At 60.0% G+C, this 14,205-nt stretch carries 12 protein-coding genes, 3 tRNA genes and 1 riboswitch; of the genes, 7 read left to right on the top strand and 8 right to left on the bottom strand.

What is annotated here, in order from left to right:
- Positions 1–146 precede the first annotated feature (146 nt).
- Positions 147–434, top strand: a complete 288-nt coding sequence (locus tag H7R73_RS06490; RefSeq protein ID WP_103260605.1) for a hypothetical protein — start codon at positions 147–149, stop codon at positions 432–434.
- 63 nt (positions 435–497) lie between these two features.
- Here H7R73_RS06490 and H7R73_RS06485 read toward each other — a convergent pair.
- Positions 498–571: transfer RNA gene (locus tag H7R73_RS06485), tRNA-Cys, on the bottom strand.
- 55 nt (positions 572–626) lie between these two features.
- Positions 627–702 (bottom strand) — tRNA-Gly (locus H7R73_RS06480).
- 249 nt (positions 703–951) lie between these two features.
- On the opposite strand from H7R73_RS06480, the gene H7R73_RS06475 reads away from it, so the two are divergent.
- Positions 952–4,389 (top strand): hybrid sensor histidine kinase/response regulator, encoded by a 3,438-nt coding sequence (locus H7R73_RS06475; RefSeq protein WP_048208103.1) that lies wholly within the window; start codon positions 952–954, stop codon positions 4,387–4,389.
- Between the two features lie 387 nt (positions 4,390–4,776).
- Here H7R73_RS06475 and H7R73_RS06470 read toward each other — a convergent pair.
- Positions 4,777–4,866 (bottom strand) — tRNA-Ser (locus tag H7R73_RS06470).
- Between the two features lie 340 nt (positions 4,867–5,206).
- Here H7R73_RS06470 and H7R73_RS06465 point away from each other — a divergent pair.
- Positions 5,207–6,124 (top strand): L,D-transpeptidase family protein, encoded by a 918-nt coding sequence (locus H7R73_RS06465; RefSeq protein WP_042878776.1) that lies wholly within the window; start codon positions 5,207–5,209, stop codon positions 6,122–6,124.
- 13 nt (positions 6,125–6,137) lie between these two features.
- Positions 6,138–7,130, top strand: a complete 993-nt coding sequence (locus H7R73_RS06460; RefSeq protein WP_103260606.1) for a DUF481 domain-containing protein — start codon at positions 6,138–6,140, stop codon at positions 7,128–7,130.
- Positions 7,131–7,193: 63 nt separating this feature from the next.
- On the opposite strand, the gene H7R73_RS06455 is transcribed toward H7R73_RS06460, so the two are convergent.
- The 3 genes from H7R73_RS06455 to H7R73_RS06445 form a co-directional block, all read right to left on the bottom strand.
- Complete coding sequence (locus H7R73_RS06455; protein WP_010673529.1) at positions 7,194–7,919, bottom strand: MaoC family dehydratase; 726 nt, start codon at positions 7,917–7,919, stop codon at positions 7,194–7,196.
- A 236-nt stretch (positions 7,920–8,155) separates the two neighbouring features.
- Entirely contained in the window at positions 8,156–9,103 is a 948-nt protein-coding gene (gene rlmF, locus H7R73_RS06450) for a 23S rRNA (adenine(1618)-N(6))-methyltransferase RlmF (protein ID WP_103260607.1), read from the bottom strand.
- A gap of 151 nt (positions 9,104–9,254) precedes the next feature.
- A complete protein-coding gene (locus H7R73_RS06445) occupies positions 9,255–9,743 on the bottom strand; it encodes a C40 family peptidase (protein WP_039039319.1) in 489 nt (162 codons plus the stop codon).
- Positions 9,744–10,019: 276 nt separating this feature from the next.
- On the opposite strand from H7R73_RS06445, the gene H7R73_RS06440 reads away from it, so the two are divergent.
- Complete coding sequence (locus tag H7R73_RS06440; protein ID WP_182951566.1) at positions 10,020–10,742, top strand: 4'-phosphopantetheinyl transferase family protein; 723 nt, start codon at positions 10,020–10,022, stop codon at positions 10,740–10,742.
- A complete protein-coding gene (locus H7R73_RS06435) occupies positions 10,739–11,587 on the top strand; it encodes a tetratricopeptide repeat protein (protein ID WP_041214740.1) in 849 nt (282 codons plus the stop codon). The genes H7R73_RS06440 and H7R73_RS06435 overlap by 4 nt, the downstream gene beginning before the upstream one ends.
- Before the next feature lie 141 nt (positions 11,588–11,728).
- Here H7R73_RS06435 and H7R73_RS06430 read toward each other — a convergent pair whose 3' ends face one another.
- Together H7R73_RS06430 and ribB are read right to left on the bottom strand one after the other, a co-directional pair.
- Positions 11,729–11,971, bottom strand: a complete 243-nt coding sequence (locus H7R73_RS06430; RefSeq protein WP_010634682.1) for an Lpp/OprI family alanine-zipper lipoprotein — start codon at positions 11,969–11,971, stop codon at positions 11,729–11,731.
- Between the two features lie 225 nt (positions 11,972–12,196).
- On the bottom strand, positions 12,197–12,850 hold the full coding sequence (gene ribB, locus H7R73_RS06425) for a 3,4-dihydroxy-2-butanone-4-phosphate synthase (RefSeq protein WP_010673523.1): 654 nt from the start codon (positions 12,848–12,850) through the stop codon (positions 12,197–12,199).
- A 104-nt stretch (positions 12,851–12,954) separates the two neighbouring features.
- A riboswitch (FMN riboswitch) is annotated at positions 12,955–13,112 on the bottom strand.
- 209 nt (positions 13,113–13,321) lie between these two features.
- Here ribB and purU point away from each other — a divergent pair.
- Positions 13,322–14,158 carry a formyltetrahydrofolate deformylase gene (gene purU, locus H7R73_RS06420; RefSeq protein WP_029313992.1) on the top strand — a complete coding sequence of 279 codons (837 nt, stop codon included), beginning with the start codon at positions 13,322–13,324 and terminating at the stop codon, positions 14,156–14,158.
- Positions 14,159–14,205: the final 47 nt, after the last annotated feature.

Here is a 14,205-nt window from a genome sequence, read left to right as displayed (position 1 = left end):
ACAGCGCCATTTTTTGATAAAAAATGGGGCTAAAAGCCTAAAAATGAAACCGGGTTACATTCTTTAACTAAAAAACAACAAAGGTGGCAAAACGCGGCCCCTGTTCCAGAGTTAACGAGGACTGGACCAGAACGGGGGAACACAGGATGAAACTTGCAGATGCGGTGCTGCTGGGGGCATTGGGCGTGCTCGCCTGGAGCCAGTGGCAGGAGTGGCGGCTCAATCGTGACGATGCCATCGACATCCCGTATCACGGGGTCCCCACCGCCAGCCTGTGGCAATGCGGTTTGCTGATAAAGGAGATGGCCGCACTGGCAGAACAGAGGGGCGAAGAGAGGTCCGGATCCAGGGGCGAGGCATTGGCCGAGATGGATCAGCATCTGCACAAGACGTGGCAACGGGAGGGTTGTTCACGGCTGACTGACATCCAATGAAGCATCATCCTGGGCCGCCATGGCGGATGGACAACGTCAGTGATGTGGATAACAGGGAGAAGATGGAGGCACGTTCCGGAGTCGAACCGGACTAAACGGATTTGCAATCCGCTGCATAACCGCTTTGCTAACGCGCCATGCTGACAAGGCATTGCCTTGAGAGTGATGTCCATGGTTGGTGCCATGGAGTATTGGAGCGGGAAACGAGACTCGAACTCGCGACCCCGACCTTGGCAAGGTCGTGCTCTACCAACTGAGCTATTCCCGCATGACTGCTTGCGTGCCAGTTGCCTGACAACGAGGCGCATTATACGTACCCCGAGCCCGGGCACAACCCTTTTTTCTCACTTTGAGCCCTTTCCCGTGCTGTTTGCTCACCCTTTAGACGCCTTGGTCGAAAATCCCCCCGCTCCCTGTGACCCGACGAGCGAATTTAAGATAAAGCCATTGAAATAGTTAGCCTTTAGTCAGAAACTCATCGCGCTTAGTAACTGGATTCTCAATTGAAAATCATGCGATGAAATGGAACTTCAGGCCTCGGGGGCTCAGACCGCAGCTGATGCTGGCTTTTTTCATGTTGGGCCTGGTGCCCTTCCTGGTCGTCACCCTGTTTTTCCTCTATAGCCACGGCAAGGATCTCACCACCCAGACCTCCAACCATCTGGTCTCGGTGCGCAACATCAAGAAAAACCAGCTGCAAGACTACTTCGGCAACCTCAAGGAGCAGATCATCAACTTCTCCCAGCAGGACTTTGCCGGCAACAGTATCGGTCGCTTCTACGGTTTCACCGGTGCCTTCGAGAAGCTCGGCACCACGCCGCAGGAGGCCCGTGCCCGCGCCCAGGCCCGCTATGTGCCGGGCTCCTGGGACAAGCTGCAACAGCCTGACAGTCAGGTGGAGATAGAGCCCTCCATCAGCGCCCTCATCCTGGCGGACGAGATGTATGGCCGCGTCCACCAGCGCTTCCATCGCGGCTACGCCGACATGGTGCGCAAATCCAACTACAGCGACATCTTCCTGGTCGACCTCAACGGTGACGTGGTCTACTCGGTCACCAAGCAGGCCAACTTCGCCACCAACCTGCTCTCGGGCCCCTACCAGTCCAGCGGTCTTGGCAACACCTTCGCCAAGATCAAGCGCCGCCTCGATGGCGGCCAGAAGCCCCAGCAGATCTTCGAGTTCACCGATTTTGGCCGCAACGAGCTGACCGGCCAGGTGGTCGCCTACCTCGCCGCCCCCGTGATGCAGTACGACTATGTGCGCGGCGTGGTCATCTTCGAGCTGCTGCCGGACAAGCTCAACCAGATCATGGCGGAGCGGGAGGGGCTCGGCGCAACCGGCGAGACCATTCTCATCGGCCCGGACAAGCGGATGCGCGCCAACGCCTGGCTCGCCCCCGAATTCAGCGTGGAGAACAGCTTCAGCCCCGACTTCCGACCGCTGCAGACCCCCCTCATCATCAAGGCCCTCTCCGGGGAGCAGGGGGTCGGCCCCTTCCTCTCCTACCACGATGACGAGGTGCTGGCCGCCTATACCCAGGTGAAGGTGTTCGATACCGAGTGGGCCTTCATCGCCGAGATCTCCACCAGCGAGGCCTATGCCCCCATCCGCCAGCTCGAGACCCTGGTGATCCTGCTGGGAGCTGGCTCACTGCTGCTGCTGATCCTCTTCTCCCGCTGGCTCTCCCACTCCATCACGGCGCCCCTGCGATCCCTCACCGCCGCCGCCGAACAGGTGGCGGACGGCGCCCTGGATCACCCCATCACCATCCCCCGCACCGACGATGACATCGACCGGCTGGCACAGGCATTTCGCCACATGCAGCGCTCGGTGAAGGACAAGATCGAGCTCATCGAACGCCAGACCCAGGAGCTGCAACAGCAGGTCAAGCTGACCCACAAGCAGAACCTCAGCCTGCAACAGGCGGACAAGCTCAAAGACGAGCTCCTGGCCAACACCTCCCACGAGCTGCGCACCCCCATCCACGGCATCAAGGGGATGGCCGAGTCCATGCTCGCCAGCCAGCAGGACTTGACCGAAGGGCAGCAGAAGCAGCTCGGTCTCATCATCAAGAGCGCCGACGGTCTGGCGCGCCTCGTGGACGACTTGCTCGACTACCACCAGATGCGCTACGGCCAGCTGGAGATCCACCCCCAGCCGGTCTCCTCCAAGGGGGTCATCCGGCTGGTGCTGGATCTCTGCCAGCACCTGGTACAGGCCAAGCCCCTCACCCTGGTGGACAAGAGCCCCGCCGAGCTGCCCCCTGTGCTGGCGGACGAGCAGCGCCTCGAGCAGGTGCTCTACAACCTGGTGGGCAACGCCATCAAGTACACCCCCCAGGGCAAGGTGGTGCTGAGCGCCCTGGTGGAGGGCAACTTCCTGCGCATCAAGGTGACCGACACCGGCATCGGCATCGCCAGGGAGCATCTGGAGCACATCTTCGAGCCCCTGGTGCAGATGAGCCCGGAAGTGAGCAAGCAGGGAGCGGGCCTCGGTCTCTCCATCACCCGCCAGCTGGTGCACCTGATGGGGGGGGAGCTGTTCGTGGAGAGCGAGCCGAGCGTCGGCTCCACCTTCGCCTTCACCCTGCCGCTGGCCAGCGGCAAGGCGGGCAGTCTGACCCTCGACAGCCGCCAGATAGAGCACCAGCTGGTGCGCCAGCAGCCCGTCATCCTGCCGGACTGGGAGAGCGAGGATCTGCCGCCCCCGCCGCAAGATGCCCCCGTCATCCTGGTGGTGGACGACGAGCCCATCAATTTGCACATACTGCGCCACCTGCTGCAGCCCTGCGGTTATCGCATCCTGCCCAGCAGCGACGGCCACGACGCCCTGACCAAGCTGGCTCAGGAGCCGGTGGATCTCATCCTGCTTGACGTGATGATGCCCACCCTCTCGGGCTTCGACGTCTGCCGCCGTCTGCGCCAGCAGCACCCCAAGGAGAAGCTGCCGGTGCTGCTGCTCACCGCCCTCAACCAGCCCAAGGAGATTGAAGAGGGTTTCAACGCCGGGGCCAACGACTATCTGGTGAAACCCTTCTGCAAGGAGGAGCTGTTCGCCCGGGTGAGGGCCCTGCTGGAGGCCAGCGCCGGGCGCGCCTCCCTGGTGGAGAACCGCCTGCTCAAACAGGAGATAGAGCACCGTCTGCTGCTCCAGGAGCAACTGCACCAGGATCAGGAGCGGCTCCTCGCCCTGCTTGGCGAGGGGGCCGACCCCATGGTCTTCCTCGATGAGCAAGGAGGGGTGCTGTTTGCCTCCCGGGCCCTGGCGCGCCTGCTGGGTCAGGAGCCGGAAGCCATGGAGGGGCAGATGCTGGACGAGTGGCTGGCCGCCCCGCTGGCAAGCCAGTGGCCCGACATGACCGCGCAGCCGGAGCGGGAGCTGGACTTCCTGGTGGCGGGCCAGCGAGACACCCTCAACGCCCGCGCCCTGCCCATCAACCTGGGGGGGCAGCACGCCTATGCGCTGACCCTTGGCACAGAACCGCGCCAGGACGACAATCGCATGGCTGCACTGGAGAACGCCCTCAAGAGCCTCTCTCGCCAGGCCATCATCGAGGATGGCCAGTTGCTGGGGGAACTGAGCCGGCTGGGAGGGGAGTTCAGGTCGCTGGCGGACGATCTCATTCGCCAGCAGGATGACGAACCTCTGCGCCGCGCCCTGGTGGACACCATGCGTCTCACCCTGGAGACCTGGCAGCAGAGCACCGGCAAGGGCAAGATAGTGCTGGCGGAGAAGAGCAAGCTGTGGCGGGTCTACATGGACCGCTCCAGTCCCCAGACCCGCACCCTCGACAAGTACCTGAACCTCGACACCCTGCCCAAGGCACCGCGCTGGAAGACGGTGGTGGCCAGCGCCGAGTACGTGCTCAAGCACTGCGCCCTGAACGAGGTGCAGCACCAGAGCCTGCACCAGAGCACCCAGCGCCTTCGCCAGCTCGCCAGCCGCAAGGCATGAGTCTCCAACCCGCAGCCACGTTGCTCTGATGATGACTGCGGGGTAGAAAACCAAGCACCAATGGCCAGCTCTGGACACATCTACTCGCAGGCTTTCTGCACCTCTCAGGGGGATCGCGATGGCTGAGCTCGCGGGGTCGGCAAGATGACCCTGCAGGTGCGGGCCCATGCCCCATCACCAGGTTGGTGATGACCCCGGGAGACCTGTCTGGGCCGGCAAGTGGCTAATCAGGTGAATGGACATTCGAGAGAATGGGTGAGGCTTCGCGACCCCGTGACCACAGACCCCAAATCGGAAAAGACATTGGGAGATGGCTGAGCCGGGGGATGGACAGAGATGAGATAGAAATGACAAACCCGCGGCGGACGCGGGCTTGAGGGGAATAAATGGCGGAGAGACAGGGATTCGAACCCTGGGTGGCATTGCTGCCACAATTGATTTCGAGTCAATCCCGTTCGGCCACTCCGGCATCTCTCCACGGGCACTCATATTGACCCAACCCTAGCCGGGAAATCAATGTAAATCTCGTTGCAGATCAGACGACTGGCGATAAAACCGCCATCCGGCGATCCCGCCCCTCCCAACGCCAGTGACTTTCACCCGGCAACGCCTCCTCGCTCACTGTCTCCACCCTGTACCCGGTTCCCGGCGGGTGAATACGGCGAGCCTGATGGGCCAGTAACACCCTGTGACGCGCTCGCCACCGCCCTCCCGGCAGTCATGGTGCCGGACTGGTAATCCCCGCGGGATTCGTTGACAATCTCTGCTCATTTTTTGGAAGGGAACCCGTCCCTCGCCCCAGCCGATAGGAACAACCATGCTCAACACTCGTATCGTCTCACTGCTGCTGGCCGCCGCCAGCCTCTGGGCCGCACCTGTCTGGTCCAACACCTATCCCCTGCCGCCAGCGGACAGCCGTCTCATCGGCGCCCTGGAAGATTACATCGTACAGCCTGGCGATCATCTGGAACTGGTCGGCAAGCATACCCGGACAGGCTTTCTGGCACTGCTCGAAGCCAATCCCGGCGTAGACCCCTATCTGCCCACCCCGGGCACCCGGCTCACTCTGCCGACCCAGATGCTGCTGCCCGACGTGCCGCGAGAAGGCATCGTCATCAACCTGCCTGAACTTCGCCTCTACTACTTCCCCAAGGGCAAGCAGGAGGTGATGGTGCTGCCCATCGGGATCGGTGACATCGGCCGCGAGACGCCGGAGATGACCACCACCGTCATTGCGAAAAATCCCAACCCGACCTGGGTGCCCGGCCCCATGGTCCGCAAGTCCTGGCTGGAGCAGAAGGGGATCGATCTGCCCGCCGTGGTCCCCCCCGGCCCCGACAATCCCCTCGGCAAGTTCGCCATGCGTCTTGGCTATGGCAACAAGGACTACCTCATCCACGGCACCAACAAGGATTTCGGGGTCGGTCTGCGAGTCAGCGCGGGTTGTATCCGGCTGCGCCCGGATGACATCGAAACCCTGTTTGGTCTTGTTCCCGTCGGCACCCCGGTCCGGGTCATCAACCAGCCGGTCAAGATGGCGGTGGAACCCGACGGTCGTCGCTGGCTGGAGGTACACTCCCCCCTCTCCCGCACCGAAGCGGAGATGGCACAGGGGGCGCCGCTGGTGCTCTCCCCCGAAGCCGAGCAGTTCATCGCCGCACCCGACATCGACAGTGCCCGGGTGACCGCCCTGCTCGAGCGCAAGAGCGGGCTGCCCAAACCCGTGAGCGGCTGAAGGCCTGACCACCATGAACAGAATCAGTCATGTGGTTTGCCTGTTGCTTCTGCTGCCTGGCTCCGCGGCGATGGCGGACATCCTCTGGATGCACAACGGCGATCGAGTGAGCGGGACCATAGAGGAGATCACGGACGAGCAGATCCGCATCAAGCCCGCCTACAGTCAGGTCATGACGGTCCCGCGCCACGCCATCAAACGATGGCGTCTGGACAAGCAGGAGAAACCCAAGCCGCTCACCAAGACGGGGATCCCCCTGCTGGACTCTCCTGACGAGGCCAATGCCTGGCTGCTGACAGGGAACGGGGATCTCAACATCAAGCTCAAGGAGAACACCAAGAAGACCAACAACGTCAATCTCAAGGTCTCCACCGAGTTTGCCAATCTGGACTGGCGTTACAGCCTGGATGGCGAGTACATCTACGAAACGGCGAACAACATCACCGACAGCCACGAATACAAGCTCAAACCCAAGCTCGACTTCTTCTTCGACGATCACTGGTTCCTGCGATCTTCCATCGACATCGATTACAACATGATCGATGCCGGCTATCTGGAGATTGACTATGCTTCCGGCCCCGGCTACCGCTTCTGGAATGACAGGCAACGCCGGCTGGAGCTCATTACCCAGCTCGGTCTGGAACGGGCCTATTTCAGGCCGGAGGTGTGGAGCAATTCCGACCTGTTTGACGACAGGATCATCAATTATCCCTTCGTCAGCCTGGGGTGGGACTACCGGCAGCCCTGGACCCTCTGGGAAGAAAAATTCGAGCTGTTTGGCAAGGGCAGTTATGAAAAATTCGTCGATCAACCCTCCCCCTACCTGACCAGAAAGCAGTCCGTCAGCGGTAGCCTGGGCCTCAGGTACTATTTCAACGATCACCTGCGCCTCTCCTGGTCAAGCGAACTGGATTGGGACGATGCCTGGCTCGACTACCACGGCCTGCACAGGGATGTGAGCGAGAAAGAGTGGCGTCACCTCATCACCCTGGGAGCGAGTTTCTGACCCGCCAGAAACGGCACAGGCCCACCGAAGTGGGCCTGTGTTCATGGACGCAAGACGAGCGCGTCAGAAATAGATCCGGGTGACCGACTCGATGACGCAGCCAGGGCGGCGGATCCCCTCGATCTCTATCTTGATTTCCTTGAGGAGCTCGATGCCACCCTTGATGGGCGTGACACGCGACAGCTTGGTACGGGCGCGGATATTGCTGTCCACCTTGATGGGGTAAGGGAAGCGGACCTGCTCCAGGCCGAAATTCACCACCATGCGAGCGGTCGGGAACTCCGGCGTGCTCTCGTCCACCGAACCGGTCAACTGGGGCAGCAGGGCCAGAGTCAGGAAGCCGTGGGCAATGGTGGTCTTGAAAGGAGACTCGGCCGCCGCACGCTCGGGATCGGTGTGGATCCACTGATGATCGCCGGTCACGGTCGCGAACTGGTTGATCAACGCCTGGGTGACCTGCAACCACTCACCCACATGGGTCTCTTCACCGATGCGGGTCTGCAACTCGGCATAGAGTGCCGCCGCTTCACCTTCGAGCTCCACCACGGGATCCTGCGCCAGGGCAGGCTGGCCATTCGCGACCTGGGTGACTCTGGCAGCCTCTTGCTGGCGGGCATCCTGGGACTCCCCCTGCAGATCCAGCACTCTTCCCAGCAAGGGGTGAAGGTGTGCCTTTTGCTGAAACTCACGCCAGTAGTCGCGGATCGCCGGAGAGAGCCAATCCTTGAGCTCAAAGGGGTGTTGCGCCAGAATTTCGCGCTTGTGCTTCAGAAAATCGACAACTTTCATTTACCGATCCCTATTCGATTCAAAGCCTGTAAAGAGGTCTAACCAGTCCTATTTTATGAAAGTTTCATCAGCAAGTACAAAAAAATCTCGGCGTACACCTGTACCAGGCGCGAGAGTGGTCACTAACATGCGAGCAAACACGGGCAGGAAAACGATTGAATGGAAGGCTGCAAACGAATCAACATCTGATCTGAAAAAGAGACGGGGCCCGTGTCGCCACTGAGCCCCGTCCTCGATCATCTCCCCTGGGCGGTCCACCAGCTCTTGCGCTGCCCATCGTCCAGGAAACTCCAGGCGAGGATCCGGCTCACCTTATTGCCTTGCGCCATGTCGAGCACGCGAACCTCCCGCGCCCCCACCCGAGCCAGCGCCTTTCGTGCGGCAGGCAGATTTTCCTTTTTCGACACCAGCGAGCTGAACCAGAGGCATTGGCTGGCAAACTCCTTGCTCTGCTCTATCATGGCCGCCAGAAACGCCGCCTCGCCTCCCTCGCACCAGAGCTCAGCCTTCTGACCGCCGAAATTGAGCACGGGCGCCCCGGCCACTGCCTGGCCCTTGCCCAGGTTGCGCAGCTTGCGTTCCGTCCCCTTGCTCGCTTCCGCCAGAGAAGCATGAAACGGCGGGTTGCACAGAGTCAGGGCAAAGTGCTCCTTCGGCCCCAGGATCCCGCGAAAGACATGCTTGGGGTTAACCTGATGACGGCATGTGATCTGGTTGCCCAATCCATTGCTGGTGGCCAGCAGGGTTGCCGCCTTCACCGACACAGGATCGATGTCTGAGCCCACGAAGCGCCAGCCATACTCCCGGGTGCCCAGCAAGGGATAGATGCAGTTGGCCCCGACACCGACATCCAGCACTCGAACCTGCTTGCCCGTCGGTACGCATCCCGCGCTCTCGGCCAGCAGATCCGCGGCTCGATGCAGGTAGTCTACCCGGCCCGGAATGGGCGGGCAGAGATAGCCGGGGGGCAGATCCCAATGCGCAATGCCATAGTGCAGTGCCAGCAATGCCCGGTTGAGCGTCTTGACGGCGGCCGGATCGGCAAAGTCCAGGGTTCGGGTGCCGTGCTCGTTGGTGAACACGAAAGGCGTCAACGCCGGGGTACGCTGGCAGAGCGCGTCGAAGTCGTAGGGTGCCTGATGGCGATTGCGCGGGTGCAATCCGGTTTTCTGCTGGGGTGTCATGCTGGACCTGCCGAGGATCAAGGGGGCCACACTATAGAGAGTCGACCAGGGAAAGTCTAAACGAGGGTCATAAAAAAACCGGGCCCTGAGGGCCCGGTTCAAGTGAGGTTGGAAAAACAGTCCGTACTGCGAGCCGTTTGTCCAGCCTGACTCAGATGTCTATCCGGCGTGCCTGCCAGAATTTGCTGCGCCAGTAACTGCTGTCGAGCTTGGAGCGTGTCACCCCGGCGCGGGTGGAGGCATGGATGAATTCGCCATTGCCGACATAGATGCCCACGTGATTGAGGCGGCGGTTGATCTTGAAGAAGACCAGGTCTCCTTCGACCAGATCCTGTTTGGAAACCCGGGTGCCTTCATGGACCTGGGAGCGGGTATCACGGGGTAATTCGATGCCGACGGCATTGCGGAACACTTCACGGGCGAAGGCGGAGCAATCGATGCCTCGCTGGCTGCTGCCTCCCATCCGGTAAGGAACGCCGCGCCACTCTTTGTATACGGTCAGGATTTCGTTGACGTCAGGGGTTGGTGAAACTTCGGGTTCAATCACGGGTTCCATCATGGAAACCTCGATCTTGCTCGCGACCTCGGGTTGGGGTGCCGATGCACAACCCACCATTCCGAGCGCGACCAGCAGTAGCATCAGGTGGCGCAATCCTTTATCCCCGCAAAAAGAGTGAAACTTGTTAAAATGCAGCCCGAAAGGGCAATTTATAAGGCAACAGCACCCGACTATATCCAAGAATTCTATCGAGGCAAGCGAAAATCCCAATCGACCTCACATTTTTGCAAGGAAATGCTCTGTTTAGCGCAATTTATGTGATCATGCCCAAACAATATACAATCTTGAAAGCATCGGTTTTGAGCGCATCAAACGGACTGTTATCGCTATTTCACCCCCATTTTTAAGTGAAATATTATGCTATCTGCGGATCTCTATTTGTTAAATACGGCAAGCGTCGATGCAGACCTGGTGATCAGGCTGGCATCCGAACTCGCCCCGGATGAACGCCATCACTGGCACGAGATCCACCAGGCGGGTCGCCAGCATGAGTACCTGCTCGGCCGGGTGCTGCTGCGCCGCCTGCTGGCCGAGCGACTCCATTGCCGGGCCGATGCCCTGACTTTTGGCATCGGTGCGCATGGCAAACCGACACTGCTCAGTCATCGCTGGCAGTTCAACCTCAGCCACAGCGGAGAGTGGCTGGTGATCGCCCTCTGTGAGGAGGGCCCCCTTGGGGTGGACATCGAGATGGGATTGCGTCACCGCCCCATACTGTCGTTGGCCAAACGCTTCTATGCGCCAAGCGAATTCCAATGGTTGAGCGCCCAACCCCGAGAGGAGCAACATTCGGCCTTCTATCGGCTATGGTCTCGCAAGGAAGCTGTGCTCAAGGCGCATGGCGACGGCATTGCCGCCGGACTCGACAAGATCAGCTTCCTTCCGGAGCAGGCATGGCAGCTCAATAATCACCTCGACAATCGCCACTATGAAATCCGTGACTGGCCCGCGGGCAGCGGATGGCTCAGCCTGGCTGCCCCGACCCGCCGGGTCGATGCCCATCTGCTGGATGCGCGCTTGAATTCCACCCCGCTGGACCCCATGTTGATCCACACCATTTTTCGAGAGTCAGCCTCATGATCGTCGACATCACCCCCCAGAACTTCCACGCAGAATTGCTCGATGCGTCCATGAAAAAGCCGGTCGTCATCTATTTCCACGCGCCCCAGATGCCGGAGTGCCAGGCCATGACCCCGCAAGTGGAAGCACTGGTCGGCCCGGCCAATGCGGCGGTGACCCTGGCCAAAGTCGACATGAACGACCCCCAGTTGCAACCTCTGGCCAGCCAGCTTGCCTTGCGCGCACTACCAGCACTGGTGCTGTTCCATCAGGGGCGCCCGGATGAACAGGCCATTCTGGAAGGGCCGCAGGATGAAGCCACATTGCGCCAGTATTTCGCCGCCTTTGCCCCCAAAGAGGAGGAGTTGCTGCTCGATCAGGCAAAGCAGGCGCTGGAGAACGGGCAAGCCGATGTGGCGCACACCCATCTTGGCCAGGCCCATCGCCTCGCCCCCGAGCGTCACGACATCACGCTCTGGCTGATACAGGCCGCGCTGGATCTCAATCTCCTTGACGAGGCGCAGAGCCTGCTCTCGACCATCCCCATGGTGGCACAGGATGATCATTACCAGACCCTGAGCTCCCGCCTCTCGCTGGCGCTGCAGGCCAGCGACAGTCCTGAGCTGCGCGCCCTGGAGCTGCGCCACGCTGAACAGCCTGATGACCATGCCCTCGCCCAGGAGCTGGCGGTGCTCTACAGCCAGGTTGGTAGACAAGAGGAGGCATTGGCCCTGTTGTTCACCATCCTCAAACGTGATCTCGCCTTTGGCGATGCCAAGAAGATCTATCTCGATGTGCTGGCAACCATGGGTGCGCACCCTGCAGCGCAGAGTTATCGTCGCAAGCTCTACAGCCTGCTCTATTGAGCGACAGGAAAATCAGATGAGGGGATGCCGATTCGTCGGCATTGCCTTGTCAGGCGGATATTAGCGGGAAAAAAAGCGGGTATTTGACGAATTTCAGGCAAAAAAAATGGCGCATTGAAATGCGCCATTTTTTCGCATGGATTACTTCTTGTAGGAAGTAGCCATGTTGTCGATGCGCTGGTTAGCACGCATAGCTTCTTGCTTGGCTTCTGCAACATCAGCAGCGATCTTGGACTGATCAGCACGAACAGCGCTAACATCTTGAGCCAGTTGGTCAACTTTGTTAGACAGATTCTGAACGGAAGTTTCCAGTTCGCTGGTGTTTGCACAACCGCCCAGCAGAGCGGACAGACCAACAACACCTACCAACAACATTTTTTTCATTTTTAAAAGCTCCCTTTAACTCGCCAGACGTTTAGCAAGCGGCGTGATTATGGCACAAAAAAATCATAGTTTGGATAGGCCTCATCACAGATAAATGCGTTAAAACCCTCATTTTTTTTTAGTTGCACACTTTCCGTACAAACTTTAAGCAAAAATGAGTGTCCCTGGATGAGGTTGGCACAAAGCGTAACCAAAATTCGGGCTTATTACAATTTCGTATGAGGCTCAGGCTGAACGTTCTGACAGCAATTGACGATATTGCACCAGATCTTCGATGGTCAGGACCGGCATCCGGTGCTGGCGACCGAAGGCCACCAGGTCCGGCAGCCTGGCCATGGAGCCATCTTCCTTGGTCAACTCGCACAATACTCCGTAAGGTTTGAGCCCGGCGAGCTGCATCAGATCGACGGTCGCTTCGGTGTGACCACGGCGGGTCAGCACCCCACCCGTGCGGGCGCGTAGCGGGAAGACATGGCCGGGTCGATGCAGATCGGAGGGCCGGGCGCCGTCGGCGATGGCCGCGCGGATGGTGGTGATGCGATCGGCGGCGGACACCCCGGTGGTCACCCCCTGCGCCGCTTCAATCGTCACGGTGAAGGCAGTCTGATAGTGGCTGGAGTTGGCCTCCACCATCATCGGCAGCTCGAGCTGGCGAACCCGCTCGTCGGTCAGACAGAGGCAGACGATGCCGGAGCACTCGCGGATCATCATGGCCATCTGCTCGTTGGTCATGGTTTCTGCGGCAAAGATGAGATCGCCTTCGTTCTCGCGATCTTCATCATCGGCCACCAGCACACCCTGACCGGCACGCAGGGCGGCCAGCGCGGCTTCGACGCGAGCAATGGGATCACCGAATTCACTGAGTAGAGACTGATTCATGGTAAGACTCCTAAAAAAGACAAGGACCAGAATCAGGGCATGGAAAGGCAGACAGAAGTAGCCATGCGGCGGCCAACCCGGCAGGGTCTGGCCAGCAATATCTGTCTTATCCTCTTTCATCCGGACTATGACCGTCGGCTCCGGCATCTCACCGGATCTGCTGACCCCGTCCCGGATGAATGCCGGGTCGGGCGCTCGCGGGCTCCCCGAGTCACATCGGGATACCGCCGGTGGGGAATTTCGCCCCGCCCTGAGAATAAGCGCAGACAGCCTAAAGAAAAAAGACGCAGGATGCCAGCCAAAAACCCATCAAAGACAAACCGGGTACTGGCTGCACGGCAATTTTCGCGCGAGCACCACCCGATACACGGCGCGCTGTCCTTTCTGATTTCGTTTGTGGCATAGTGCCAGCAAAAACGCGCGCGCCCGCGCAGACCGGGTGCCAACATCACAAACGGAATCATGACAGAGATGGAAAAGAAAATACTGCTGACCGATTGCCCCGACGCCAAGGGTCTCATCGCCAAGATCACCAACATCTGCTACAAGCACCAGCTCAACATCAACAAGAACGACGAGTTCGTGGATCACGAAAACGGCCGCTTCTTCATGCGCACCGAGCTGGAAGGGCGCTTCAACGACGAGACCCTGCTGGCCGACCTCGACGATGCCCTGCCTGCCGGCGCCCAGCGTCGTCTCGTCAAGGCGGGCAAGAAGCGCATCGTCATCCTGGTGACCAAGGAGACCCACTGCCTCGGCGACATCCTGATGAAGAACTATGCCGGCGCCCTGGACATGGACATCGTCGCGGTCATCGGCAACTACGACACCCTCGCCGAGCTGACCGGCAAGTTCGACATCCCCTTCCACTGCGTGAGCCACGAGGATCTGAGCCGCACCGAGCATGAGGAGCAAGTGCGCACGCTCATCGATGGCTACCAGCCGGATTACGTCATCCTGGCCAAATACATGCGTGTGCTGACCCCAAGCTTCGTGGAAGCCTATCCGCGCAAGATCATCAATATCCACCACTCCTTCCTGCCTGCCTTCATCGGCGCCCGCCCCTATCGTCAGGCCTTCGACCGCGGGGTCAAGCTGATTGGTGCCACCGCCCACTTCGTCACCGACGATCTGGATGAAGGCCCCATCGTCGAGCAGGACGTGATCCACGTCGATCACACCTTCAGTGCCGATGACATGGCCAAGGCCGGACGCGACGTGGAGAAATCCGTGCTGAGCCGGGCGCTGGAACTGGTGCTGAACGAGCGGGTCTTCGTCTACGGCAACAAGACCGTCGTGTTCAAATAAGCGGTTGCGCGCCCCCAGAAAAAAGGCTCCCGAGGGAGCCTTTTCAT

Source organism: Aeromonas sp. WP2-W18-CRE-05 (genome assembly GCF_014168615.1).
In the GTDB taxonomy this organism is placed as follows: domain Bacteria; phylum Pseudomonadota; class Gammaproteobacteria; order Enterobacterales; family Aeromonadaceae; genus Aeromonas; species Aeromonas caviae.
This window is presented reverse-complemented; position numbering and strand designations above follow the sequence as displayed.

What these genes read in the sequence shown, in the direction of transcription:
- H7R73_RS06430 (WP_010634682.1), bottom strand. Translation starts at nt 11,971, where the DNA reads ATGAAAAAAATGTTGTTGGTAGGTGTTGTTGGTCTGTCCGCTCTGCTG.
- H7R73_RS06465 (WP_042878776.1), top strand. Translation starts at nt 5,207, where the DNA reads ATGCTCAACACTCGTATCGTCTCACTGCTGCTGGCCGCCGCCAGCCTC.
- ribB (WP_010673523.1), bottom strand. Translation starts at nt 12,850, where the DNA reads ATGAATCAGTCTCTACTCAGTGAATTCGGTGATCCCATTGCTCGCGTC.
- H7R73_RS06460 (WP_103260606.1), top strand. Translation starts at nt 6,138, where the DNA reads ATGAACAGAATCAGTCATGTGGTTTGCCTGTTGCTTCTGCTGCCTGGC.
- H7R73_RS06490 (WP_103260605.1), top strand. Translation starts at nt 147, where the DNA reads ATGAAACTTGCAGATGCGGTGCTGCTGGGGGCATTGGGCGTGCTCGCC.
- rlmF (WP_103260607.1), bottom strand. Translation starts at nt 9,103, where the DNA reads ATGACACCCCAGCAGAAAACCGGATTGCACCCGCGCAATCGCCATCAG.
- H7R73_RS06440 (WP_182951566.1), top strand. Translation starts at nt 10,020, where the DNA reads ATGCTATCTGCGGATCTCTATTTGTTAAATACGGCAAGCGTCGATGCA.
- H7R73_RS06475 (WP_048208103.1), top strand. Translation starts at nt 952, where the DNA reads ATGAAATGGAACTTCAGGCCTCGGGGGCTCAGACCGCAGCTGATGCTG.
- H7R73_RS06455 (WP_010673529.1), bottom strand. Translation starts at nt 7,919, where the DNA reads ATGAAAGTTGTCGATTTTCTGAAGCACAAGCGCGAAATTCTGGCGCAA.
- H7R73_RS06435 (WP_041214740.1), top strand. Translation starts at nt 10,739, where the DNA reads ATGATCGTCGACATCACCCCCCAGAACTTCCACGCAGAATTGCTCGAT.
- purU (WP_029313992.1), top strand. Translation starts at nt 13,322, where the DNA reads ATGGAAAAGAAAATACTGCTGACCGATTGCCCCGACGCCAAGGGTCTC.
- H7R73_RS06445 (WP_039039319.1), bottom strand. Translation starts at nt 9,743, where the DNA reads ATGCTACTGCTGGTCGCGCTCGGAATGGTGGGTTGTGCATCGGCACCC.